At 56.6% G+C, this 24,358-nt stretch carries 26 protein-coding genes and 1 tRNA gene; 21 read left to right on the plus strand and 6 right to left on the minus strand.

All coding sequences use genetic code 11. The features are described 5' to 3' along the window. Window positions 1-21: 21 nt before the first annotated feature. From ruvB to EDC23_RS07680, 12 genes are all read left to right on the plus strand, one after another. Window positions 22-1,083 carry a Holliday junction branch migration DNA helicase RuvB gene (ruvB, locus tag EDC23_RS07625; protein WP_208321318.1) on the plus strand — a complete coding sequence of 354 codons (1,062 nt, stop codon included), beginning with the start codon at window positions 22-24 and terminating at the stop codon, window positions 1,081-1,083. Between the two features lie 177 nt (window positions 1,084-1,260). After that, a complete protein-coding gene (gene ybgC / locus EDC23_RS07630) occupies window positions 1,261-1,659 on the plus strand; it encodes a tol-pal system-associated acyl-CoA thioesterase (RefSeq protein ID WP_134082991.1) in 399 nt (132 codons plus the stop codon). Between the two features lie 27 nt (window positions 1,660-1,686). Beyond that, window positions 1,687-2,370 carry a protein TolQ gene (gene tolQ / locus EDC23_RS07635; RefSeq protein WP_134083312.1) on the plus strand — a complete coding sequence of 228 codons (684 nt, stop codon included), beginning with the start codon at window positions 1,687-1,689 and terminating at the stop codon, window positions 2,368-2,370. Beyond that, entirely contained in the window at window positions 2,367-2,807 is a 441-nt protein-coding gene (tolR, locus tag EDC23_RS07640) for a protein TolR (protein WP_134082994.1), read from the plus strand. Before tolQ ends, tolR begins: the two co-directional genes overlap by 4 nt. A 2-nt stretch (window positions 2,808-2,809) precedes the next feature. After that, window positions 2,810-3,790, plus strand: a complete 981-nt coding sequence (tolA, locus tag EDC23_RS07645) for a cell envelope integrity protein TolA (RefSeq protein WP_134082997.1) — start codon at window positions 2,810-2,812, stop codon at window positions 3,788-3,790. Window positions 3,791-3,798: 8 nt separating this feature from the next. Then, complete coding sequence (gene tolB / locus EDC23_RS07650) at window positions 3,799-5,109, plus strand: Tol-Pal system beta propeller repeat protein TolB (RefSeq protein ID WP_317622976.1); 1,311 nt, start codon at window positions 3,799-3,801, stop codon at window positions 5,107-5,109. Window positions 5,110-5,136: 27 nt separating this feature from the next. Further along, on the plus strand, window positions 5,137-5,685 hold the full coding sequence (pal, locus tag EDC23_RS07655; protein ID WP_134083002.1) for a peptidoglycan-associated lipoprotein Pal: 549 nt from the start codon (window positions 5,137-5,139) through the stop codon (window positions 5,683-5,685). Between the two features lies 1 nt (window position 5,686). Next, window positions 5,687-6,529 (plus strand): tol-pal system protein YbgF, encoded by an 843-nt coding sequence (ybgF, locus tag EDC23_RS07660; protein ID WP_134083004.1) that lies wholly within the window; start codon window positions 5,687-5,689, stop codon window positions 6,527-6,529. Then, entirely contained in the window at window positions 6,530-7,198 is a 669-nt protein-coding gene (gene queE, locus EDC23_RS07665) for a 7-carboxy-7-deazaguanine synthase QueE (RefSeq protein ID WP_134083007.1), read from the plus strand. Window positions 7,199-7,394: 196 nt separating this feature from the next. Further along, a complete protein-coding gene (queC, locus tag EDC23_RS07670; RefSeq protein ID WP_134083010.1) occupies window positions 7,395-8,069 on the plus strand; it encodes a 7-cyano-7-deazaguanine synthase QueC in 675 nt (224 codons plus the stop codon). A 201-nt stretch (window positions 8,070-8,270) separates the two neighbouring features. Next, window positions 8,271-9,533, plus strand: a complete 1,263-nt coding sequence (locus EDC23_RS07675) for a YeeE/YedE family protein (protein ID WP_134083013.1) — start codon at window positions 8,271-8,273, stop codon at window positions 9,531-9,533. Window positions 9,534-9,646: 113 nt separating this feature from the next. Further along, a tRNA-Lys gene (locus tag EDC23_RS07680) sits at window positions 9,647-9,722 on the plus strand. Window positions 9,723-10,337: 615 nt separating this feature from the next. Here the strand turns inward: EDC23_RS07680 and soxA are convergent. The 5 genes from soxA to EDC23_RS07705 all read right to left on the minus strand — a co-directional run bounded on the left by soxA (window position 10,338) and on the right by EDC23_RS07705 (window position 14,249). Then, a complete protein-coding gene (soxA, locus tag EDC23_RS07685; protein ID WP_208321319.1) occupies window positions 10,338-11,231 on the minus strand; it encodes a sulfur oxidation c-type cytochrome SoxA in 894 nt (297 codons plus the stop codon). Between the two features lie 39 nt (window positions 11,232-11,270). After that, a complete protein-coding gene (soxZ, locus tag EDC23_RS07690; protein ID WP_134083019.1) occupies window positions 11,271-11,585 on the minus strand; it encodes a thiosulfate oxidation carrier complex protein SoxZ in 315 nt (104 codons plus the stop codon). Between the two features lie 42 nt (window positions 11,586-11,627). After that, a complete protein-coding gene (gene soxY, locus EDC23_RS07695) occupies window positions 11,628-12,092 on the minus strand; it encodes a thiosulfate oxidation carrier protein SoxY (RefSeq protein WP_134083022.1) in 465 nt (154 codons plus the stop codon). Window positions 12,093-12,120: 28 nt separating this feature from the next. After that, the gene (gene soxX, locus EDC23_RS07700; RefSeq protein ID WP_134083024.1) at window positions 12,121-12,483 is read right to left on the minus strand and encodes a sulfur oxidation c-type cytochrome SoxX; all 363 of its coding nucleotides are present in this window, start codon (window positions 12,481-12,483) and stop codon (window positions 12,121-12,123) included. A 236-nt stretch (window positions 12,484-12,719) separates the two neighbouring features. Continuing rightward, window positions 12,720-14,249, minus strand: coding sequence for a beta-barrel assembly-enhancing protease (locus tag EDC23_RS07705; protein WP_134083027.1), 1,530 nt, complete (start codon window positions 14,247-14,249; stop codon window positions 12,720-12,722). Between the two features lie 130 nt (window positions 14,250-14,379). Between EDC23_RS07705 and EDC23_RS07710 the strand changes: the two genes are divergently transcribed. The 3 genes from EDC23_RS07710 to dsrE2 all read left to right on the plus strand — a co-directional run bounded on the left by EDC23_RS07710 (window position 14,380) and on the right by dsrE2 (window position 15,634). Next, on the plus strand, window positions 14,380-14,703 hold the full coding sequence (locus EDC23_RS07710; RefSeq protein ID WP_243830741.1) for a rhodanese-like domain-containing protein: 324 nt from the start codon (window positions 14,380-14,382) through the stop codon (window positions 14,701-14,703). Window positions 14,704-14,843: 140 nt separating this feature from the next. Next, window positions 14,844-15,077: a sulfurtransferase TusA family protein gene (locus EDC23_RS07715; protein WP_134083030.1), complete on the plus strand. Its 234-nt coding sequence runs from the start codon at window positions 14,844-14,846 to the stop codon at window positions 15,075-15,077. An 80-nt stretch (window positions 15,078-15,157) separates the two neighbouring features. After that, window positions 15,158-15,634, plus strand: a complete 477-nt coding sequence (gene dsrE2, locus EDC23_RS07720) for a sulfur carrier protein DsrE2 (RefSeq protein WP_134083033.1) — start codon at window positions 15,158-15,160, stop codon at window positions 15,632-15,634. Window positions 15,635-15,791: 157 nt separating this feature from the next. Here the strand turns inward: dsrE2 and EDC23_RS07725 are convergent, their stop codons facing one another. Continuing rightward, window positions 15,792-17,054 carry an OmpP1/FadL family transporter gene (locus EDC23_RS07725; protein WP_166668806.1) on the minus strand — a complete coding sequence of 421 codons (1,263 nt, stop codon included), beginning with the start codon at window positions 17,052-17,054 and terminating at the stop codon, window positions 15,792-15,794. 317 nt (window positions 17,055-17,371) lie between these two features. On the opposite strand from EDC23_RS07725, the gene EDC23_RS07730 reads away from it, so the two are divergent. From EDC23_RS07730 to EDC23_RS07755, 6 genes are all read left to right on the plus strand, one after another. After that, window positions 17,372-18,712 (plus strand): OmpP1/FadL family transporter, encoded by a 1,341-nt coding sequence (locus tag EDC23_RS07730; RefSeq protein ID WP_134083039.1) that lies wholly within the window; start codon window positions 17,372-17,374, stop codon window positions 18,710-18,712. A gap of 186 nt (window positions 18,713-18,898) precedes the next feature. Next, entirely contained in the window at window positions 18,899-19,822 is a 924-nt protein-coding gene (locus tag EDC23_RS07735) for a hypothetical protein (protein ID WP_208321320.1), read from the plus strand. A 699-nt stretch (window positions 19,823-20,521) separates the two neighbouring features. Continuing rightward, window positions 20,522-21,772 (plus strand): serine hydroxymethyltransferase, encoded by a 1,251-nt coding sequence (gene glyA / locus EDC23_RS07740; protein ID WP_134083042.1) that lies wholly within the window; start codon window positions 20,522-20,524, stop codon window positions 21,770-21,772. 173 nt (window positions 21,773-21,945) lie between these two features. Further along, a complete protein-coding gene (gene nrdR, locus EDC23_RS07745) occupies window positions 21,946-22,458 on the plus strand; it encodes a transcriptional regulator NrdR (RefSeq protein WP_134083045.1) in 513 nt (170 codons plus the stop codon). 14 nt (window positions 22,459-22,472) lie between these two features. Then, window positions 22,473-23,573: a bifunctional diaminohydroxyphosphoribosylaminopyrimidine deaminase/5-amino-6-(5-phosphoribosylamino)uracil reductase RibD gene (gene ribD, locus EDC23_RS07750; protein ID WP_134083047.1), complete on the plus strand. Its 1,101-nt coding sequence runs from the start codon at window positions 22,473-22,475 to the stop codon at window positions 23,571-23,573. Between the two features lie 127 nt (window positions 23,574-23,700). Beyond that, window positions 23,701-24,357 carry a riboflavin synthase gene (locus EDC23_RS07755; protein ID WP_134083050.1) on the plus strand — a complete coding sequence of 219 codons (657 nt, stop codon included), beginning with the start codon at window positions 23,701-23,703 and terminating at the stop codon, window positions 24,355-24,357. The last annotated feature ends 1 nt before the right edge of the window (window position 24,358 follow it).

Here is a 24,358-nt window from a genome sequence, read left to right on the forward strand (position 1 = left end):
AAACAAAGACTTATCACAGCCATGATTGACAACGATCGCCTCATCGCCGCCGGGCAGCAGGGCTCCGAGGATGCCCTGGACCGGGCCATCCGGCCCGCCAGACTGGCCGATTATGTGGGCCAGGCGGCGGTGCGCGAGCAGATGGGGATTTTCATCGAGGCGGCGCGCAGCCGCAGCGAATCCCTGGATCATGTGCTGATCTTCGGCCCGCCGGGCCTGGGCAAGACCACCCTGTCGCATATTATTGCCAACGAGCTGGGCGTGAACATGAAACACTCCTCCGGCCCGGTGCTGGAACGCCCCGGCGATCTCGCGGCGCTGCTGACCAATCTGGAGCCCCATGATGTACTGTTCGTGGACGAGATTCACCGCCTCAGTCCGGTGGTGGAGGAGATCCTCTACCCGGCCATGGAGGACTACCAGATCGACATCATGATCGGCGAGGGGCCGGCGGCCCGCTCGATCAAGCTCGATCTGCCGCCCTTTACCCTGGTCGGCGCCACCACCCGCGCCGGCCTGCTCACCTCGCCGCTGCGGGATCGCTTCGGTATTGTGCAGCGCCTGGAGTTTTACAGTCCCGAGGACCTGACCCGGATCGTGCGCCGTTCCGCGCAGATTCTGGAGGTGGAGCTCGAGCCCGAGGGGGCGCTGGAGATCGCCCGGCGCTCCCGGGGCACGCCGCGGATTACCAACCGGCTGCTGCGTCGGGTTCGCGATTACGCCCAGGTCAAGGCGGACGGGCGTATCAGCGCCGCCGTGGCCCATCAGGCGCTGGATATGCTGGATGTGGACAACCACGGCTTTGATATGATGGATCGCAAACTGTTGTTGACCATTATCGAGAAATTCGATGGCGGTCCGGTGGGCATCGATAATCTGGCCTCGGCCATCGGCGAGGAGCGCGGCACGATCGAGGATGTGCTCGAACCCTATCTGATCCAGCAGGGCTTTATGATGCGCACCCCGCGCGGGCGTATAGCGACCCGCCACGCCTACCTCCACTTCGGCTTGTCCGCGCCGACCCCCGAGCCTGCCGCCGCCTCACTGGACATGTTTAACAATGAGACGACTGAGGGCTCATAAAGGTTCTTTTTAACGCAGAGGCGTTTATGCCCGTCGTTTGGGTGCAGAGTGAAGAAATAATTTTGAATTTTGAGTGTTGAATTTTGAATGGTCTGTAGCTCTGAAACTCAAAATCCAACATTTAAAATTCAAAATTATCTCCCGCCTCTGCGTTGAATTGTTTTAGGAGTATAGAGTGTGAACGAGTTCCTGTGGCCGGTTCGGGTTTATTACGAAGATACCGATGCCGGCGGCGTGGTGTATTACGCCAATTATCTCAGATTCATGGAGCGGGCCCGCACCGAGTGGTTGCGCAAACTGGGCTTTGAGCAGGATGAACTCATTGCGCAGCACGATGTCTTATTTGCTGTGCGCCGGGTGCAGGTGGATTACCGGCAGCCGGCGCGGTTTAACGACAGCCTCGTCGTCAGCGTCAAGGTAGTGGAAGCCGGCAAGGCCAGCCTGACTTTTGCCCAGGCCATTTGTCGTGAATCGGACAATACCCTGTTGTGCGAGGGAAAAGTCAAAATTGCCAGTCTGGAAGCGAGCAGTTTCAAGCCGCGTCCCATTCCCGCCTCGCTGCAACAACAACTTTAATCGCCGGAGGATAACAGCTTGCCTGAAATGTCATTGACCCATCTGATTCTCGATGCCAGTTTCGTTGTTCAGCTGGTCATGCTGTTGCTGCTGGCGGTGTCGCTACTCTCCTGGACCCTGATCTTTTTCAAATATTCCGTTATCAAACGGGCACGGGCCGCGGCGGATCAATTCGAACGGCACTTCTGGTCCGGGGCCGACCTGAGTGAGCTGTACAAACGCCTCTCCGGCCGGCGAACTCAACTAGAAGGTATGGAACTGATCTTCGAAGCCGGTTTCCGGGAGTTCGTCCACCTGCGTAAAAGCCGCAACGTCGAGCCGAGTGCGGTTGTCGAAGGCACACAACGCGCCATGCGGGTGGCGCTCAACCGCGAGATCGATCGGCTGGAGCACCACCTCTCCTTTTTGGCAACGGTAGGTTCCACCAGCCCCTATGTCGGCCTGTTCGGTACAGTCTGGGGAATTATGAATGCGTTCATGGGCCTGGGCACCGCGAGGCAGGCAACCATTGCGACAGTTGCGCCGGGCATCGCCGAAGCCTTGATTGCAACCGCAATGGGTCTCTTTGCCGCCATCCCGGCGGTAGTCGCCTATAACCGTTATTCCAATGACGTGGAGCGGTTGATCAGCCGTTATGATATTTTTACCGAGGAATTCTCGTCCTTTTTGCAACGTCAAACCCACAGCAGCGCGGAAGCGGTTCAGTCATGAAGGTGACCGGAAGACGCGTCAAACGTAAGCGTATGTCCGAAATCAATGTCGTGCCCTACATTGATGTTATGCTGGTACTGCTGATTATTTTTATGGTGACTGCCCCCCTGCTAAGTGAAGGTATCGAGGTAAACCTGCCGGAGAGTGGTGCAAAAACACTGGAAGAGACAGAGGAGGAGCCTCTGGTCGTGTCGGTCAATCGTGAGGGCGATTATTTTATTAATCTGGGCGAGCAAGCCGACAAGCCATTACAGGCCGAAACGCTGGTGCAACGTGTCAATGCGATATTGCGTCAGCGCAACGACAAAACAGTTTATGTCAAGGGTGATCGGGATGCCAACTACGGCCAGGTGGTAACGATGATGGCAACCTTGCAAGAGGCGGGTGTCAGAGACCTGGGGCTGGTTACACGCTCGCCGGATGATGCTGAAAACTGAGTATGTGGCAAGTCATCAAAAGTTCTCCACTGGCGGTTCTGGCTGCCGTGCTGGTGCATGCGTTGCTGGTTGTGATCTTGATGGTCAATATTGACTGGCCCACCGAGGAAGCTGACTCCGGCAAGCAAGAGGAGATGGAAGTCATCGAAGCCAGGGCGGTTGACGAGAAGGAATTTGAAGCAAGGGAACAACGGCTGCGCGAAGCGGAAGAGAAAAAACGTAAGCAAGCGGAAGCACAGCGTCAGGCTGAACTGAAAAAACAGCGTGAGGCGGAAGAAAAGAAGCGTCGCGAGGAAGAGGCACGCAAGCAGCGCGAGGCGGAAGAGGAAAAGCGCAAGCAAGCGGAAGCACAACGTCAGGCCGAGCTGAAAAAGCAGCGCGAGGCGGAGGAAGAGAAACGTCGTAAAGAGGCGGAGGCGCGCGAGCAACGCGAGGCGGAAGAAGCGAAACGTCGCAAAGAGGAGGAGGCGCGCAAGCAACGCGAGGCGGAAGAAGAGAAGCGCCGTAAAGAGGAAGAAGCGCGCAAGCAGCGCGAGGCGGAGGAAGAAAAACGTCGCAAAGAGGCGGAGGCGCGCAAGCAGCGCGAAGCCGAGCAGCGCCGCGAGCAGGAACGCGCCGAGAAGGAATTGCAGGCCGAGATGGAGGCTGAAGCCGAGGCCCAGGCACGTCGTGAGTGGCTGGCACGGCATGGCGATGAAATTAACCGGTATAAAGGCCGGATTAAAGAAAGCATTACCCGACATTGGCGATTACCCGCCACAGCCAGCAGTGGCATGCGCTGTAAAATTATGGTGAGATTATTGCCCGGCGGCGAAGTGGCCAGCGTCAGGATTACCCAAAGCAGCGGCGATGCCGCCTTTGATCGCTCGGTGGAAGATGCGGTCTACAGCGCGGCACCGTTGCCGGTTCCCGGTGTGGACTCGGGACTGTTTGACGAGTTTCGGGAAATCGAATTTGTTTTTGCGCCGGAGGATAAACGTTGATGATATGGATGAGACGAATAGGCCTGTTCACGCTGTTGTGGCTGTTGATCAGTTTGCCGGCGCGGGCTGTGTTGACTATCGAGATTACCCAGGGCTCGGACGAAGCCATGCCGATTGCCGTGGTGCCCTTTGCCTGGGGGGGGGAGGGCAAGGCACCCGAGCAGCTTGATCAGATTATTGGCGCTGATTTGCATCGCAGCGGTTTCTTCCGGCCACTGGATAAAGATGATCTGATTGCGCGTCCGAATACGGCCTCAAAAGTCAATTACGCCGACTGGCGGGCGCTGAATGTCAATTATCTGGTCGTCGGCAGGATATTACCGCGCGATGACGGCAGTTACACCGTACAGTTTCAACTGCTGGATGTGAATCGACGACAGCAACTGGCCGGTTACAGCTTGCAGACTGACAAATCAGGACTGCGGCGTACCGCCCATCAAATTAGCGATATTATTTATCAGGAAATTACCGGCAAACGCGGTGCGTTCGATACGTTTATCGCCTACATCACCGTGATCCGGGATCAGGCCGACAAACCGCGCTACCAGCTGGCCATTGCTGATTCCGACGGTCACAATGAGCAGGTTATCTACAAGTCCCGTCAGCCGATGCTTTCGCCAAGCTGGTCCCCGGATGGCAAAAAACTGGTTTTCGTCTCTTTTGCCCGGGGCCGCTCGGAGATCTATATTCAGAATATCCTCAGCGGTGAGACCCGGCGGCTCGCGGAATTTAGCGGACTGAACAGTTCCCCCACCTGGTCCCCCGATGGCGAATACCTCGCTATGACCCTGTCGCGCGACGGCAACCCGGAAGTTTATGTGATGCATATCGAGGACCGGTCATTGCAACGAATTACCCGCAACGGTGCGATTGATACCGAGCCGGCCTGGTTGCCCGACAGCAAGGGACTGGTATTTACATCTGATCGCGGTGGTTCACCCCAGCTGTATGAGGTGGCGTTGAATGGCGATATGCGGCCGGCCGGCCGGCCCGCACGGCTGACTTTTCGCGGCAGCTATAATGCGCGTGCCAGTGTTTCGCCGGACGGGAAGCATGTCGCCATGGTGCATCGTGAGGGGAGCCGGTTCCGGATTGCCGTGCAGAACCGGGACAGCGGGCAATTCCGGGTGTTAACCGATTCGCGGCTGGATGAATCGCCCAGTTTTGCACCAAATGGTAGTATGATTATCTATGCAACCGAAGATGATTATCGCGGTATCCTCTCCGCTGTATCGGTTGATGGACGGGCCCAACAGCAACTGAGTCTGCAACAGGGTGACGTACGTGAACCGGCCTGGTCACCATTGCGGTCCGAATAATGACGGGAAATACCCAAGGAGAATCTTATGCGCCAATTTCTGACTTATCTCGTATTGATTTCAGTCGTGCTGACTCTGGGCGGTTGTAACTTTGGCCCGGTCAAGTCCGACGCCGAGGCCGAGGAGGAGATGGCCGACGGTCGTGACGCGGAGGTCTCGCAGGAAGACGAAGATCAGCGCTTCTCCGGCGATCTTGGCGGCGGGGCCCGGATGGAGGAGCTGAACGATCCGGACAGCCCGCTCTCCACGCGGGTTATCTATTTTGATTTTGACAGCAGCAGGATCACCGACGAACAGCGCGAAGTCATCGATGCGCATGCCGATTTTCTGAGTCGTAATCCCGATGTGGAGGTCGTACTGGAAGGGCACACCGATGAACGGGGTACCCGGGAGTATAATCTGGCTCTGGGCGAGCGTCGGGCACAGTCTGTGGAGCAGTTGCTGCAGGTCCAGGGTGTATCGGCCGAGCAGATTGAGGTGATCAGCTTTGGCGAGGAACGTCCGGCGGCAATGGGGCATGATGAATCGGCCTGGCGTCTGAACCGTCGTGTCGAGATTCTTTATTCCGGGTTGTAATATGAAAACTTTCTATCAGCGTGGCTTGTTGGTGCTTCTGGTCGGCGTGTTGTCGATCCCCGCTTTTGCGCAAGACAGAGGGGATCGTTCGATCGAACAACGCCTGGAGCGGCTGGAGCGACTGGTCGATAGCCAGGGGCTGGCGGATATTCTGATGCGTCTGAACAGCCTGGAAGAAGAGATCCGCGAGTTGCGCGGTCAGAACGAGGAACTGACGCATACGATCGAGGAGCTGAAAAAGCGTCAACGTGAGCTGTATATTGATCTCGATCGTCGGTTGTTAGAGGTCGAGCGGGGTGAAGCCCGTAAACAGCCCGATACGCCAAAGCGTGATCGCGGCGAACAATCTTCCTCCGACACGCCGGAGCGACTCACCGGCGAATCCGCTCCGCGATCAGAGGCGCGTCAATCGTCAAGTGGCGATGATAAGGCAGTGCCGCTTTCCGTGGACAAGACGGAACAGGAGGCCTACAAGGAAGCCTTTAACCTGCTGCGCGAGCTGGAGTATGACCAGGCGATTACCGCTTTTCGCGAGTTTTTGCAAAACTATCCGGACGGTCGTTATGCCCATATCGCCCGCTACTGGCTGGGTGAGGCCAACTATGCACAGCGCAACTTCCGCGCGGCGATCGGCGACTATAAAAAACTGATCGCGCATTATCCCGACAGCCCCAAGGTAGCCGAAGCCATGCTCAAGATTGGCTATAGCTACAACCAGCTGGAAGAGTATCAGGCGGCGCGCGATAGTCTTGAAAAACTGACTGCCGATTATCCCGGCACCACGGAAGCGAGCCAGGCCCGGAATCTGTTACAGAAAATCCGTGCCAAATTGAGCGATGGGTAAATGTCGGACAATGCTGTCATTGCCGCAGCGGATCGTCTGCGAATCACCGAGATATTCTATTCCCTGCAGGGTGAGGCCTGTCAGGTCGGCCTGCCGACGGTATTTATTCGTCTGACGGGTTGTCCCCTGCGTTGCGGCTACTGCGATACCAGCTACGCCTTCAGCGGCGGGCAATGGTACAGCCTGCCTGATATCCTGGCTGAAGTGAGCCGTTATCATACCCGGCATATCACCGTAACCGGCGGCGAGCCCCTGGCGCAGAAAAACTGTCCGGCCCTGCTCACGCAACTGTGCGATCACGGTTACAGCGTCAGTCTGGAAACCTCCGGTGCGCTGGATGTCTGCCAGCTGGATCCGCGGGTGATCAAAGTGATGGATCTGAAAACGCCTTCCTCCGGCGAACAGGATAAGAATCTGTATACCAATCTCGATTGCCTGAATTCGCAGGACCAGGTCAAATTTGTAATCGGGGACAGGGCCGATTACGACTGGGCGGTGGAAATGCTGCGAACTTACAACCTGGCCGGGCGCTGCGAAGTATTGTTCTCGCCGGTGTTCGAAACGCTCAAACCCGCGGAACTGGCCGACTGGATCCTGCACGACCAGCTGCCCGTGCGCTTCCAGCTGCAACTGCACAAACTCCTGTGGGGCGACGAACCTGGGCGCTAATTTCACCACGAAGACTCGAAGTCACGAAGAATATCTTTCTCTCGCAGAGACTCGCAGACGCAGAGAGTGCAAAATAATGTTGAGTTTTGAATGATGAATTTTGAATTAATTGTGAACTGCAATTCAAAATTCAAAACTCAACATTCAAAATTATTCCTCCGCGCCTCTGCGTTGAAATTATTATGAGGATGAGGTTATGAAAAAAGCTGTGGTGCTGGTCTCGGGTGGGCTGGATTCTGCGACGACGCTGGCGCTGGCGCGCGAGCAGGGGTATGCCTGTTACGCCATCAGTTTCGATTACGGGCAGCGCCATAAATGCGAGCTGGATGCGGCGCAGCAGGTGGCGCGGTCGCTCGGGGTGGTCGAGCACAAGCTGATGCAGCTGAATATGAACGATCTGGGTGGCTCGGCGCTGACTGATGAGTCGCTTGATGTGCCGGAGGAGGGCGTCGGGGAAGGGATTCCGGTCACCTATGTGCCGGCGCGCAATACGGTATTTCTCTCCCTGGCGCTGGGCTGGGCCGAAGTGCTGGAGGCGGAGGCGATTTTTATCGGGGTCAATGCGGTGGACTATTCCGGTTACCCCGATTGCCGGCCCGAATATATCGCGGCCTATCAGCGACTGGCCGATCTCGCCACCCGGCGCGGCGTGGAAGGCCGTCCGATTCGGGTCGAGGCCCCGTTGATTCACCTGAGCAAGGCCGCGATTATCCGCGAAGGCGCGCGTCTCGGCGTCGATTACGGCCTGACCACCTCGTGCTATGCCCCCGATGCGCAGTGCCGCGCCTGTGGGCGCTGCGACGCCTGTCGGTTGCGCCGGGCCGGCTTCAAAACTGCCGGGATCCCGGATCCGACCCCCTACCAGCTCTGAACCCCAGAGAAATCATTAACTTGGGATGGTGCAAAATGCACCAACAGCGAAGTAGGGGGTTGTGAAACTGGTCACTTTTGGGGGAAGTCCGTACAATGCCGCCATTTGGTCGGACTTGTGCGGAGGAGGTACCGGTCAGGCCTGGGCGCCCGGCGGATGGCGGGCAAACAATATCATGCGTAAATCGAGAGGGCTGTATCAATGACATTCGAAAGCTTTGCTGATGCGCACTGGACGATACTGTGGCTGGGTTTTGCCATTGCCTTCGTCATGGGTGCGGTCGTCAATAAAACTAATTTCTGCACCATGGGTTCGGTCTCCGACCTGGTCAATATGGGCGACAGCGGCCGTTTCCGGGCCTGGCTGCTGGCGATTACCGTGGCCATGCTCGGCGTGGCGATTATCGAGGGGAGCGGGCTGATCAGCGTGGATCAAACCGTGCCACCGTACCGGGGCAGTAACTTTGCCTGGCTGGAATATATCCTGGGCGGCGTCCTGTTCGGGATCGGCATGACCTATGGCAGCGGGTGCGGCAGCAAGACGTTGATCCGCATCGGGGGCGGTAACGTCAAGTCCATTCTTGTCTTTGCTGTTATCGCCGTCTGTGCCTATTTCATGCTCAATCCCTTCCCCGGCACTGATCAGACCATTTATTCCCTGCTGTTCTATCCCTGGACCAGCCCCACGAGCGTGTCGCTGGCTTCCCAGCAGGACCTGGGGAGTCTGCTCGGCCGGGTATTCGGTACCGAGGCGGAGGTAACCCGCGTCGTGGTCGGGCTGTTGCTGGTGGCGTTGCTGGTCTGGGTTCTGTTCAAGTCCGCGGATTTTCGCAAGAGCTTCGACAATATCCTGGGGGGGCTGGTGGTCGGCCTGGCCGTACTGGCGGCCTGGTATGTCACCGATGCGGCCATGATTGATGCCGGCGGCGAAACATTCACCTGGACGGAATACGCCGAATCGGGCAACTGGAGCTTCATGGAAGAGGGTAATCCGCCCCGCTCAGTCGGGACCCAGTCCTATACCTTCATCAATCCGGTCGGTCAGACGCTGGGTTATGCCACCGAGGGCTTTGCCAGCCGTTATCTCACTTTCGGCGTGATGGCGGTCTTCGGCGTGATCCTGGGTTCCCTGTTCTGGGCAATCATCTCCAGAGGATTCCGTGTCGAATGGTTCGTTAACTTCCGTGATGTCATCAACCATGCTATCGGCGGGGCACTGATGGGGATCGGCGGCGTGCTGGCCCTGGGCTGCACCGTGGGGCAGGCGATCACCGGCGTTTCCACCCTGGCGCTGGGCTCCTTCCTGGCCTTTGGCGGCATCGTGCTGGGCAGCGCCATGACCATGAAGATCCAGTATTACAAGATGGTCTACGAGGACGAGGCCAGCTTCGGCAAGGCGTTTGTCACCGCGCTGGTGGACTTCAAGCTGCTGCCCGAGGGCATGCGCAAGCTGGAGGCCATCTGAGCTGACACCGGAACGGTCGTTCACCGGGGACGGGGTTGCCATTCCCGGTGAGTCCGGTAAAATGCGCGCTTCCTGTTACATCCGGCTCTCACAGAGCCTGTAACAGTCTCTCCGGGACGTTAGCTCAGTTGGTAGAGCATCCGGCTTTTAACCGGCTGGTCGAAGGTTCGAGTCCTTCACGTCCCACCATATCGGGGCTACCCCAACGGGTAGCCCTTTTTCTTGTCTTCTCAAAATGCTCATATCCCGTCATTTATTTACAGGGGCCAGTTTCCAGGTGTCAGGCTAGTTCTGAGTTCTGAGTTCTGAGTTCTGAGTTCTGAGTTCTGAGTTCTGAGTTCTGAGTCCTGAGGGCAAGTGAGCAGTTTGCAGATGGCAGTTGGCAGCCAACCAATGCAGGGTAGGTCAGGGTGCGTGCAGCGCTCCCTGACACCCCGGCTTATTCTTCGTGTCTTCGAGCCTTCGTGGTGAGGCTTTCAAGGCCTTCTCGTTCCTGTCCGGTTTGTAGGGGTCGGTTCCCGATGGAAAGTCACGCAGGCTGTCGCCAGCGTGACCTACGGACTCTCAAGCACCGCCACGACGTTGAGAAAGAGTCGGTTATCTCTGCGGCTTCGCGCCTTTGCGAGAGTCAACGTAGTAGGTCAGGGTGCGCGCAGCGCTCCCTGACACCCCGGTCGTTGCAGCCAGCCCGGTTGATTCCTTAGGACTTAGGACTTAGGACTTAGGACTTAGGACTTAGGACTCAGCAGGCAAAAAAAAGCCCGGCAGAGCCGGGCTTTTCTTTAGCGGTATGTTGCCTGCCGCTTACTGGCGAATCGCCGGACCGTTCAGCCGGATACCGTTGCTCATGTAAGTATGGAAATACTCGAGAGCCACGTATGTCGGATGCTGGGTTTCGGTCTTGTATTTGCCGCTGTTGTAAGCATTCATCGGCAGAGCACGGACCTGCTTGTTACAGCCGCTGTAACGGCGCTGGATGGTGCCAAAGCCCTTCACGCCGGTTTCGTCACCACCGGCCCACTTGCGGCGCCAGACCGGGAAGTGTGAGGTCTGACCCAGGCCTGGGCTGAGCAGGTTACCACGGGCCATCATGCCGGAGTTGTAGACATGGCAATCGGCACAGGACATGTTCAGCTGACCACGCTTGGCGTAGAAGAACTGTTTGCCTTTCTCATAGACATCCAGTGCACGTTCGTCGTCGGGAACCACGACATTTTGCTTTTCACCCCGTGAGGTGTAGGCCATGTACGCGGCGATGGCGGCGAAGTTGCCCTTGAAGAAACGCAGTTTTTCGGCCTTCAGGTCGACGTTTTTGCGCTTCAGGCAGGCCATCAGGTCACCTTCGAGCGTACGCACGCTGCCGGACTGCTTGTCGAAGTACGGATAGTGCTGCTTGATGCCTTTCCCGCCATTCTTGAAACAGCTGCCGATATCATATTTTTCGAACAGCTTGCGACCGCGATTGACACCGTCCTCGTAGGAGGGGAATTCTTCCATAAGCTGCCATTCGTCACGGCGGACCTTGTCAATGGCGTAGATCCCGTCGCCAAATTCCTGCAGTTTCACGCCAGGGAATTTCTTGTAGAAGTATTGGCGAAATTCGTTGAGATCGCTTTGCGGGTCTGTCTTGGCGACTGCCGGCGCAGATGCACCCCCCAGAACCGAAAGCGCTGTTAAAGCGATTATCAGTTTTCTCATTGTTATAACTCCTGTCATCCAGTTGGATTGACTCGTTGATTACTTGATCTGGACCGTCAGGGAGTCTTTCTCTCCCTTGTTGTCGACCCAGCTGATGGACACGTCATCGCCGGACTTGCCGCCGGTGAACTCGTAAGAGAGATACGGGTTCTTGGAGACGGCCGGTCCCCACTGCGCCAGCACAACTTCCTTGCCGTTGTGTTCGCAGGTCACTTCCTGGATGTAGTGTGCCGGGATCTTGTCGCCGGTTTTCTCGTCCTTGCGCAGACCGGTTTCCATAACGTGCGTAATCAACGACTTGACTGTAACGGTGTCCCCCTTGAGGGTCGCCCGGGCTCGGATACTCTTAGCCATAATAGTGTTCCTCTTGATCGATTCGTTTCGATGACGACGGGCTTAGCCGCCACAACCGCCGATAGTGACTTTGACCTCTTTGCGGGCCGAGTAGGCCTTGCCGCCGGCCTTGACCACGGCAATCACATTGGAGGTTTTGGCCATCTTGATGCGGGTTGAGACAAAGCCTTTGGCGTTGTCGGCCAGCTTGAAGTTGGCCGCCAGGGGCGTGCCGTTCTTCTCGGCGATGATCGCGATTTCCTCGATGCCGGCGATGCCGGAGGTGATGGAAACCGGGACCACGGCGCCGTTTTCGGCGATGTCCGGGGCCTTGATGCTGATGTCATCGGTCGGCTCGGTCTGGGCGGTGCCAAACAGGTCATTCATGGCCGTTTGCATATCTTCGGTTTCGAATGCCCGCTTGGGCCAGGCGGCCATGACCGCACCGGGGGTGAGCAGGCCGGCGCCGACGGCGACCGCGACGGTGCTACCGGCCAGGCTGCCCTTGAGAAAAGTTCTACGTTGCATTGATTGGTTCCTCCACTTGCCGGAAATATTAAAGGGTATAGACCCACTCGGTGATGTGATCAATTTCCTCTTCGGTCAGGATATTGTGCTTGCCGAAGGGAGGCATCATTGAGTTCGGGTTGAACTTGGTGGGGTTGGCAATTTGTTCACGCACCCTGTCTTTATCAGGGAAGCGGGACTTCATTGCTACCAACGGCGGCCCGATGTTACCGGGCAAGTGGGCACCTTCGTAGCTGTGGCAGGCGAAGCAATTGCCTTTTTTACGGTTTTCAGCAAGCTTCTTGCCGGTGTCTGCATCGGCAGCGACTGCTGTGCTGGGTACCATAGCCATGGAACCGAGCAACATAGCGACAGTGCTGGCGGCAGCTATGAGTTTAGCGGCTTTCCGCATGGTCTCCTCCTCATTGAAGTTAGAGATTGGGTCAGTTTTTAAGGCTGACAGTCTTATTATTGTGGACGCTTACCGTGCCGGCAAGACTTATACCTCGTTAAGGTTCATAGCATACAGATTGAGAACCTAATAGCAAGTACCCTCAGTGTGTTTCAGTAAATAAGCTAAAGCTAATGTACTGATTCACTGGACGATTTTGCTGTAAACACTAGTGTAGATGAAAACGGAGGCGGCTGTCAGGGCCGATTTTCCAGCGCGGCGATTTCCTTTTTCAATTCCTGCAGGCGGGCCTCGGCCCGGGACGCGTCATAAAATTCCAGCGCGTCGTTTTTGAGCGCCAGATTGAACTGGGTGATGGCCTGGTGGGAGAGGCCCGTGCGGTAATAGTATTCGCCCAGCGCGATCTGTGCCCGGGCCGGGTTGCCGAGTTTCTCCTCTGCCTCGGCCAGCAGCTGGTAAAAGCGCGGTTTGCGATCCCGCTCGCGCAGAAAATCGCGCAGGATCTCTCTGGCCGGCCCGGGCTGTTCGGCCTCAAGAAGACTTTCCACGTAGCCCAGGGTCAGGGCGGGATTCCCCGGATAGAGTTCGAGCGCGTCGCGGTAGTGTTGCAGCGCTTCTTCAGTCTTGTCGCGGGCAAACGCCAGTTCCGCCCGGGCAAGCATGAAAGCGATGCGTTGAGGCTGCTCATCAAGCAGTTTGTCCAGAACCTCTTTGGCACGCGGGTAGTCGCCGGTTTCCATCAGGCTCAGAACATAGCCATAACGCTCGGCTCGCTGGTTCAGATAGCGTCCCGATTTCAGGTTATCGGCGAACTCCTTCCGCAATTCGGCCGGCTTGCGGCTGGTCAGGGCCCTGATGCGATTGCGCATCAGGTGAAAGGTCTCGGCACTCTCGCTCATTTCGACCGAATACTGGCGCGCCCGATCCCGGGCATCGGCGATACGGGTCGCGGTGACCGGGTGGGTGCGCAGAAACTCGGGCCCCTGCGGGCCGTAGAGGCGGTTGGACTTGTGCATCTGTTCGAAGAAGCTGGCCATGCTGTTGGGATCAAATCCCGCGTTGGCGAGCAGTTTGATGCCCAGATGATCGGCCTCTTTTTCATTGGCGCGGGTAAAGTTGATCCGGCTCTGGATGCTGCCGGCGGTAATGGAGGCGATCGCGGCCTCGCCCATCTCGCCGCTTTGTCCTCCCAGTACAATGGCGGCAATCAGCGCCGCCAGGACGGGCAGACTGCTCCCCCCTCCGAAATTGTAGGCGCGGGCATGATGTCGCTGGGTGACGTGGGCGATTTCATGGGCCATGACCGAGGCCAGCTCGCTCTCGGTCCGGGTGGAGAGTATCAGGCCGTAGTGAATCCCAATATAGCCGCCGGGCAGGGCGAAGGCGTTGATGTCGGGGGCGTCAATGAGAAAAAAGTGAAAATCGGTCATCTCGCTGTCGCCGGCGGCAATCAGCTTGTAGCCCAGGTGGTTCAGATAGCTGTCGATCAGGGGGTCGTTGATGATCCGGCCACTGCGCTGGATATTGCGCATCACCGACTCGCCGACACGCTTTTCCTCGGTCGGCGTGGCCGCGCCGGCCGCGGCGTCGCCGATATCGGGCAATGTCGGCGCGGCCGGCAGCGGCGCTGGCGAGAAAATCAGCAGCGCGATGAGTAGCCAGGTGGGATGCGTTCTGAGCAGGTGCAAAATAGTGTTCGTGACCTTGTAACGAATATGGATAGGGCCATCATACGGCGATTTGGCCGGGATGACGACGCCCGGCACTCAGACCCTGTGTTTATCAATAGGTTCGCTCGTATTCATTTCAAGATTTCAGTAGACTATGCGGGCCTTTATTATAACCACTATTTATTTGTGGTTATAATGCCGCCAAATCAAATCTCATGGGAGAGAGATGATGCAGGTTTTCAAGGAAATCGAGGTTGCGGATCTGGCCAGCATGCTGGAGGATACGGACCACAGCGTCAGCCTGATTGATATTCGTAATCCGGCCGAGGCGCAGCGGGAGAGTATTCCCGGGGCACGGAATGTGCCCATGCACCAACTGTCAAAGCAATTGGATGAGGTTCAGAAGACGCAAGTGGTGGTGTTGTATTGCCAGGTGGGTCTGCTGTCCGCTCAGGCCTGTGCCTATCTGTCCGTCAGCGGGTTCGACAATGTCCATAACTTGCGCGGCGGAATTCAGGCCTGGAAATCCAGTGGCCTGGCAGTAGCATGAAGCCCTACCAGCAATACAGGATTACCACAAATTTCTTGTGTTCTAAATCCAGTTGTCATATAAGTGTAGGATTGATTGCTAATATTCAATCGTATAGTTTAACCCCAAACCAACTCAGATGACTTGAAGGAGAAATCACTATGGCTGACTTCGATCAAGAACTGGATGCATCAGGCCTGAACTGCCCGCTGCCTATCCTGCGCGCCAAGAAATCCCTGGCCGGTATGTCCGCGGGACAGGTCCTGCACATCATCGCCACCGATCCGGGTTCCGTGAAGGACTTTGAAGCTTTTTCCAAGCAGACCGGTAACGAGCTGATGGAATCCAAGGAAGAAGGCGGTAAGTTTTACTTCCTGATCAAAAAAGCGAGCTAACAATTACTATAATAAAATATTAATACAGCTGTTACCGTGCCCGGCATTCGACGGGCAGGTGACAGAAATCGAGGTGCACTATGTCTAAAAAACTTGCCATTATTGCGACGAAGGGCACGCTGGATTGGGGCTATCCACCGTTTATTCTTGCCTCCACCGCGGCCGCGCTGGGCTATGAAGTCCAGATATTTTTCACTTTCTACGGATTGCAGCTTCTGAAGAAGAAGATGGACGTCAAGGTCAGCCCGCTGGGTAACCCGGGCATGCCGATGCCGATGGGCATGGACAAATGGTTCCCCGTTATCGGTACGGCCATTCCCGGTATGCAGTCAGTTATGACCAAGATGATGAAAGCCAAGATGAAATCCAAAGGCGTCGCCAGTCTGGAAGACTTGCGCGATCTCTGCGTCGAGGCCGACGTCAAGATCATCGCCTGTCAGATGACCGTCGACCTGTTCGATATGAATCACTCCGAGTTCATTGATGGTATCGAATACGGTGGCGCGGCCATGTTCTTTGAATTCGCCGGCGAAGCGGATATCTCGCTGTTCGTCTGAAACGAATTCAAATCATGGGAGAGAAAAAACCCGAAGCGAAAGCTTCGGGTTTTTTTATGCGATAAAACAAAGTTGGCAGACTTCAGATGGCAGTTGGCAGTAAAACAGCTGATTTCAACTTTCTGCCAACTGCTATCTGCCGACTGCCAGCTTTGTTCTAGAACTCCATACTCATGCCGACGCTGATCAGATCCGAATCGCTCTCATAGGTTCCGTTGTAGACATCGGTCCCGTTGGGTTCCATGGATGGGTCAGCAGTTGGGTCGTAGGAGTCTGTTGAGTTTACATCACGATCATCGACATCGACCAGCATATAGGCCAGTTCCAGATCCCAGCTGCCGAAGTCACGGGTCATGCCCAGGCTGAAGAGTTGACGATCGTCATCCGGCACCCGGGCCGAGAAGTGCTCATCCGGCTGCGGGCTCTCGTCGTAGCTGTACCCGAACATCAATTTGGTCTTCGGATTCATCTGGTAGATGGCCCCGATGCGGTAAGCCCAGGTATCGTCCCAGTTGTTGGTGCTGGATGTCAGTTCTGTTCCACCACCGTTAACGACGGTGATTTTGTCAAAGCTGCTCCAGCCGGTATATTCCGCATCCAGCTCTACACCAAGCTTGTCGGTAATCTGATAGTGAAACCCGGCCTGAAACATGTCAGGGAATTCCAGCTTGGAGTATGCTGCTTGAGGTGTATTCTTTGGTGATGACGCATCGAAAGCATGAAATGAGCCTGATAAATCAACTTCTACTGCACTGCGATAATTGGCACCAAATGTCAGCTTGTTATTCATTTTTTTCTGGTAGGCGACATTCCAGCCAAGATCACCACCACTGCCTTTCAGATCGACCCCATGGTTATTGAAAACCAGTTCGTCGAGATCGTAATAGTTGACACCAAAGGCAAAACTGCTGCTGTCATCAAGCTGCCACGCAATGTTGGGATTGACATTAAACATCTTGATCCGGCTAAGAGACGTTTCCAGGACTGATTGACCTGCGAAACCGCCAAATGTCCCACTTGGCCATTCCGTTTCCAGTCCAAAAGGAGCGTTAATGGCGAGACCAAAGGACATGTTGTCATAACCATCAACCATGAAATAGCCATTGGGGATTAAAAACGTATCCTCGCCGGTGGAGCCGGTGGCGGTGCCGTTATCCGGATCGACTTTTGGCTCGTAGGTGATCCGGGTCAGGCCGGCATTGATTGCATTGGCGTCGTGAAACGACATGGCCGCCGGGTTATAGGCCAGCGCGCCGGTCTCGGTCGTGTTGGCCACCAGTGCGTTGGAGGTGGCGGTTCCGACGGTCGAAACTTCCGGAATGCGAAAACCCGAGGCAAGTGCGTGTGAACCGATCAGGGTGAGTCCCGTTGCGAGCAACACGGCACGGGACAGGCGGGAATAATGAAACTGTGTGTCCATGTAAGGACCTCCCATGAGTTGGCTGTTACTTGTTGTTCGTCATACTGTAGCGGGGAATTATCGGAGTGACTACACACAAAGAAACTAATTAAGAAAATTATAATATGGTAATAATAATAACCAATAGCACCATAAAAATTGCTTGACACTACTGGAGCCCTAATGAAAGATACGGTGCCAGTTGCCAACATCTTTCGTTGCATATAAAAACTACTACGCACGTCACGTTAAACAACAGAAACTGAGGCATGTCCGCATGCCGGTGACTTTAAAGAAAATTATAAATACTACCTTCACCTTTCATGGGAGATGAAACAATGAAGACTACAAACAAACGACTGCTCGCCACAGCCGTCGCCGCCGCACTTGCCCTGCCGACGGCGGCCTTTGCGACCAACGGTTATTTTTCCCACGGTTACGGCACCACCAACAAGGGGCTCGGCGGTGCCGGTGTTGCCCTGCCACAGGATTCCCTGGCCGCGGCCACCAATCCGGCCGGTATGGCATTTATCGGGGAGCGGATGGACGTCGGTGCCGCACTGTTCAGCCCGAATCCGCGCGGTTACACTGCAACTGATGCCTCTACTACGGCTGGTTGTCAGGGGGGGCAATGTGCATTTACTCTGGGTGAAAATGGCAGTGGCCAAACACTCGAAAGTGAAGACGATGTCTTCATCATTCCTCATTTCGGCTATAACTGGCAGCTTGATAACAACAGTACACTGGGTTTGTCTGTCTACGGAAACGGCGGAATGAACACAGAGTACAAGGGTGGACAGGCTAATCACAACGATGGCACAAATAACAACACCGTAAATTCAGATGGTGCTTTCGGTGGTGGCACAGCTGGTGTGGATCTCGAGCAACTTTTTGTTGCTTTGACCTATGCACAGAAGTATTCCGATACCGGGGCGTGGGGTATTACTCCGATTCTGGCTTATCAGCGTTTTGAGGCCAAGGGTCTGAATAAGTTTGGCGGATCTTCCAGCGATTCTGACAATTTAACGGATAATGGTACTGACACCTCCAGTGGTTTTGGTGTGAAACTGGGGATTAGTGACGAAGTCGCTCCGGGCCTGACTTTAGGCGCATCTTATCAAAGTGAGATGGATATGAGCGAGTTTGATGACTATAAAGGTCTGTTTGCCGAGCAAGGTGATTTCGATATTCCGGCCACCTGGACGCTGGGACTTGCCTACGATATGGGTGACTCTGGTACTGTGCTCTTCGATGTGCAGGAAATTATGTATGGTGATATAGCGTCCATTTCCAATCCAATATCTAATCTGACCGTGGATGGTAATTTGTTAGGATCGGATGATGGTGGCGGTTTTGGCTGGCAAGACATTACGGTCTACAAGCTGGGTTATCAGTGGGCCACCAGCGCCGACTGGACCTGGCGCGTGGGGTATAACCACGGTGATCAGCCCATTCCCAATACGGAAGTGCTGTTCAACATCCTGGCACCGGGCGTGATGGAAGATCATTTCACCTTCGGCTTTACCAAGAGCACCGGCGCTGACAGTGAATTTAACTTCGCTGCGATGTATGCACCGGAAAATAGCGTGACAGGTGAAAATGCGCTTAATTCAAACCAGGATATCACTATCGAAATGACCCAATGGGAAATGGAAGCCAGCTGGGCCTGGAAATTCTAAGCCATCAGACATTGCGCTGATGTAACAGGGATGTCGACAGGGCCGTGGATGCGAATCCATGGCCCTTTCTTTTGCAAAACTTCAGGTGGGATTAAAGCCCGACCTGTGATTGATTTGCCGGTCGGACTCTGGTCCGACATTGTAACTTGCCACTTTACTTTTTTTAGAATTTGGGATGGGAGATTTATGGAACCGATGAAACTTGCCTTCAGCGGTTTGCTGGCCCTGTTGTTATCGACAGGCGCCGTGCAGGCCGAGGAAAAGATCAAACCGTTCGTGCAGGCCGAGAGTCAGGGGGCCGGTATGGCCGAGGCGGTCAGTACGGCCAAACAGGCGCTGCGTGATGCGGGCTTCGAGGTGGTTGGCGAATACTCGCCCTATGACAACGCCACGATTGTCGCCATTACCAGTGATGAGCTCAAAGCGACCGCCGCCAAAACCGATTACGGCGTGTTCGGTGCGGCGCAGCGGGTGACTTTTTATGATACCGGCGACGCCGTCCAGGTCGCCTATACCAACCCGGTTTATCTGGCCCACGCCTATCGGCTGGATGGCGATCTGGTGGCGGTAGCCTCGCAACTGGAAGGGGCGCTGGGTAAACAGCAGAGCTACGGCTCCAAGAAGGGGTTAAGCGGGGAGGACCTGCGCGATTATCAGTACAAATGGCTGATGCCCTATTTCTATGATCGTCTCAGTCTGGCCAGTTATGACTCCTATCAGGAAGCCGTTAACAGTGTCGAGGCGGCGATTGCCGAGGGCAAGGGTGGGGTGAAACCGGTCTATCGCATCGATCTGCCCGATCAGGAGGCCACCGTATTTGGTGTCAACATCCTGGGTAACTCCGATGACACCGAATGTGCCGGCGATCAGTACATCATGGAACGGATCGACTTCAAGGAGATCAAGTCCCTGGGTCATCTGCCCTACGAGATCGTGGTCAAGGACAACAAGGCCTATGCGCTGCGGGCCGAATTCCGCATTGCCATCAGCTTCCCGGATCTTTCCATGATGGGCAGCAACAGCTTCGCCTCCATCATGTGCGCCCCCTCGGCCATCGAAGCGGCTCTGACCCGGGCGGCCGGGGGTAAAACCGGCGGGGACGACTGGTAAGAAGGGACGAGAGGGGGTAAAAATGCTGACAAGATCACACAAAAACCGCTAAAATCAGCACTTATTTGGTACCTCCTCCACGTACCAACTCAGCCCCGGCGAGCTTTTCGTCGGGGTTTTTTTCGTTTGGGGCCGGCGTCTGGCACAGGTGGCCCGACCCGGTATCCAGCCCGGATTCGAGGCTGGATTCCGGCTTTCGCCGGAATGACGGTAAATGTCCCGTAACCTGGCGCTCAGCGCTCGGGTCAATCTATTATCTCTCGCAAAGCCGCCGCGACGCAGAGAAAAATAGGAAGTAGGTCAGGGTGCGTGCAGCGCTCCCTGACACCCCGGACGGCGGCGATCGCTGCATCTCTGGCCTGTGAGACGCTGGTTATGGGTTGGAAAGTCACGCAGGCTGGCGCCAGCGTGACCTACGTGACTCGGGTCAATCTATCTATTCCCTCTCGCAAAGCCGCCGCGGCGGCGGAGAAAACAGTGGGTTTTATTCTTGGCGGCTCAGCGTCTTTGCGAGAGTCCAGGGATCAGGTCAGGGTGCGCGCAGCGCTCCCCCGGCAAAACCCCTGATCGCCATGAAAAAAATCCCCGGATCAGGTAAACTACGGCTTCTTTGCGCGAGCCATGACAGCCCCGGGCGCACCCTGCGCTGGGCTGTAACGCTCTGAATTCATTGTATTTTATCTAAACCGGGAGTAATTGATGTTTAAACGAGACATGACCATTGCAGGCTATGACGACGAACTGTGGGCGGCGATGCAGAACGAGGAGCAGCGCCAGGAAGAGCATATCGAGCTGATCGCCTCCGAAAACTACACCAGCCCGCGTGTCATGCAGGCTCAAGGGTCAGTACTCACTAACAAATATGCCGAAGGCTATCCCGGCAAGCGCTATTACGGCGGCTGTGAGTACGTCGATGTGGCCGAGCAGCTGGCCATCGACCGGGTCAAAGAACTGTTCGGCGCTGATTACGCCAACGTCCAGCCCCATTCCGGCTCCCAGGCCAACGCGGCGGTCTATCTGGCCCTGTTGCAGCCCGGCGACACGATACTGGGGATGAGTCTGGCCCACGGCGGTCACCTGACCCACGGTGCCAAGGTCAACTTCTCCGGCAAGATTTTCAATGCCGTGCAGTACGGTATCGACGAGCAGGGCTTCATCGATTACGACGAAGTCGAGAAGCTGGCCAAAGAGCACCAGCCGAAGATGATCGTCGCCGGCTTCAGCGCCTATTCCCAGGTGGTCGACTGGCAGCGTTTTCGCGAGATCGCCGACATGGTCGGTGCATGGCTGATGGTGGACATGGCCCACGTGGCCGGTCTCATCGCCGCCGGCGTTTACCCGAGCCCGGTCAACATCGCCGATGTGACCACCTCCACCACCCACAAGACCCTGCGCGGGCCACGTGGCGGCATCATCCTGGCCAAATCCAACCCGGACGTTGAAAAGAAACTCAACTCACTGGTCTTCCCCGGCACCCAGGGTGGCCCGCTGATGCACGTCATCGCCGCCAAGGCTGTCGCCTTCAAGGAAGCGCTGGAACCCGACTTCAAGGCCTATCAGCAGCAGGTGGTCAAAAACGCCAAGGTGATGGCCGAGGTATTCCAGAGCCGCGGCTTCGAGGTCATCTCCGGCGGCACCGAGAACCACCTGTTTCTGGTCAGCTTCATCAAGCAGGAGCTGACCGGCAAGGACATCGATGCCTGGCTGGGCGATGCCAACATTACCGTCAACAAAAATGCCGTGCCCAACGATCCCCAGTCGCCGTTTGTGACCAGCGGCATCCGTGTCGGCACCCCGGCGTCCACCACCCGTGGCTTCGGGGAAGCCGAAAGCCGGGAACTGGCCGGCTGGATGTGCGATGTGATCGATGCCAAGGGCGACGAAAAGGTGATTGCCGAGACCAAGAAGAAAGTCCTGGATCTCTGCAAGAAGCATCCGGTCTACAAGTAACAGGGACGAGTTACGAGGGACGAGTGACGAGGTGGAAAAATGGCGCCCACAGGCTTGATCCTTTTTTCTGGCTATTGCGACGATATGGATAACTCATGGAACCGGGAAGCAGTGGTATGACACAGAAATATTTTGTTCCTCGTCCCTCGTCCCTCGTCCCTCGGCACTGATCGATGCATTGTCCGTTCTGTGGCGCCGATGATACCAAGGTAATCGACTCGCGTCTGGCGGGCGAGGGCGCCGCCGTGCGTCGGCGGCGCGAGTGCCTGGGCTGTCACGAACGTTTTACCACCTTTGAAACGCCCGAGCTGGTGATGCCGCGGCTGGTCAAGCAAGACGGCCGGCGCGAGCCGTTTGATGAGGATAAATTGCGGTCCGGCATGCAACGGGCTCTGGAGAAGCGACCGGTCAATACCGACGCCATCGAGGATGCCCTGAACCGGATCCTCAAGCAGTTGCGGGCCCTGGGGGAACGTGAGATCGACTCCAAGCAGGTGGGTGAACTGGTGATGCAGGAACTGCGGGATCTGGACCAGGTCGCCTATGTGCGTTTTGCCTCGGTGTATCGCAGCTTCGAGGATGTCAGTGCCTTCCAGGAAGAGATCGAGAAACTCCAGAGCGTTCCCTCTCCGGAAATGAAACGCCAGCAACAGTCCCTGTTGCCGGATGACGACGACAAGCAATAAGCGGTCGTTTCCGGATGAGCTTCAGCGCCGATGATCACCGTTACATGGCCCGCGCCCTGCAGCTGGCCGAGCGCGGCCTGTATACCACCGATCCCAATCCCCGGGTCGGTTGCGTGCTGGTGCGGGATAACGCCATCGTCGGTGAAGGCTGGCACGAACGAGCCGGTGAAGCGCATGCCGAAGTGCATGCCCTGCAGGCGGCCGGCGATGCCGCGCGCGGCAGTACGGCCTATGTCACCCTGGAGCCCTGTTGCCATCAGGGGCGGACGCCCCCCTGCAGTGACGCGCTGATCCAGGCCGGTGTCAGCCGGGTGGTGGTGGCGATGCGCGATCCCCACGCACAGGTTGACGGCGGTGGTATCAGTCAGTTGCAGGCCGCCGGTATTACCGTGGACAGCGGCCTGATGGAAGCGCAGGCCGTTCAACTCAATCCCGGCTTTATCCGGCGCATGCAGCGCGGTCGCCCCTGGGTGCGACTGAAGCTGGCCATGAGTCTGGACGGACGCACCGCCATGGCCTCGGGCGAGAGCCAGTGGATTACCGGCGCGGCCGCGCGCCAGGATGTGCAACACTGGCGTGCGCGCAGCTCGGCGATCCTCACCGGCGTCGGCAGCGTGCTGGCCGATGATCCGTCGATGACCGTGCGCCTTGACCAGACCGAACGTCAGCCCCTGCGGGTGATTATCGATACCAACCTGAGTACCCCGGCGGGGGCGAAAATTTTGCACCAGCCCGGCCAGACCGTGATTATGACCTGCAGCGAGGATCAGGCCGCGCGCGAGGAACTGCAAAATGCGGGCGCCAGGGTGCTCGCGGTCCCGCCGAATGCACGCAACAATGTCGATCTCGGTGCGGTGCTGGATCAACTGGGCGAGATGGAAATCAACGAACTGCACGTGGAAACCGGCGCCACCCTGGCCGGGGCGCTCATGCACGCCGGCCTGGTCGATGAACTGATCGTCTATATGGCCCCGACCCTGCTCGGTGACGCCGCCCGCGGCCTGTTTCACCTGCCGGGAATAGAAACGATGGATGACAGGTTGTCACTACAGATCAAGGATATCCGTGCCGTTGGAGAAGACTGGCGAATCACCGCGGGATTGAAAAAGAGCTAACCACGAAGACACGAAGTTTATTGATTTAATTTTTCCTTCGTGTCTTCGCGTCTTCGTGGTGAAATTTACTGACCTGGACTCGCAGATATACTGTCTGAGAGTACCAAACCGGAATGACGAGCAGACGATGTTTACGGGAATTATACAGTCGGTGGGCAAGGTTGCGGCGATCGAGCCCAAAGGCGCCGATGCACGGGTGCGCATCCAGACCGACACATTGTCGCTGGCGGATGTGGCGCTGGGCGACAGCATCGCGGTCAACGGGGTCTGCCTGACAGCGGTGGAATTGCCGGGTGACGGGATTTGGGCGGATGTCTCGGGTGAGACGCTGTCGCGGACCACCTTCGCCGAGATCAAAAACGGCAGCCGCGTCAATCTGGAGAAAGCCCTGACCCCCACCACCCATCTGGGTGGCCATCTGGTCAGCGGCCATGTGGACGGGATCGGCGAGGTGGTGGAACGATCCGAGGCCGGGCGTTCGGTAAAATTTCGTATCAAGGCCCCGGATGAGCTTGCGCGCTACATCGCGACCAAAGGCTCGATCTGTGTCGATGGCATCAGTCTCACGGTTAACGCCGTGGACGGGGCGCTATTCGATTTGAATATTGTGCCGCATACTCTCACGCAGACCACCATGGGTGATTTCCAGGCGGGTCAGCGGGTCAATCTGGAAGTGGACGTCATCGCCCGTTATCTGGAACGTTTACTGTTGGGTGACAAAGCGGCACAATCGGGTCAGGGCGTGACCGAGGCGTTGCTCGCCGAACACGGTTTTATCAAGTAGG

Source organism: Thiohalophilus thiocyanatoxydans (assembly GCF_004366735.1).
In the GTDB taxonomy this organism is placed as follows: Bacteria; Pseudomonadota; Gammaproteobacteria; order UBA6429; family Thiohalophilaceae; genus Thiohalophilus; species Thiohalophilus thiocyanatoxydans.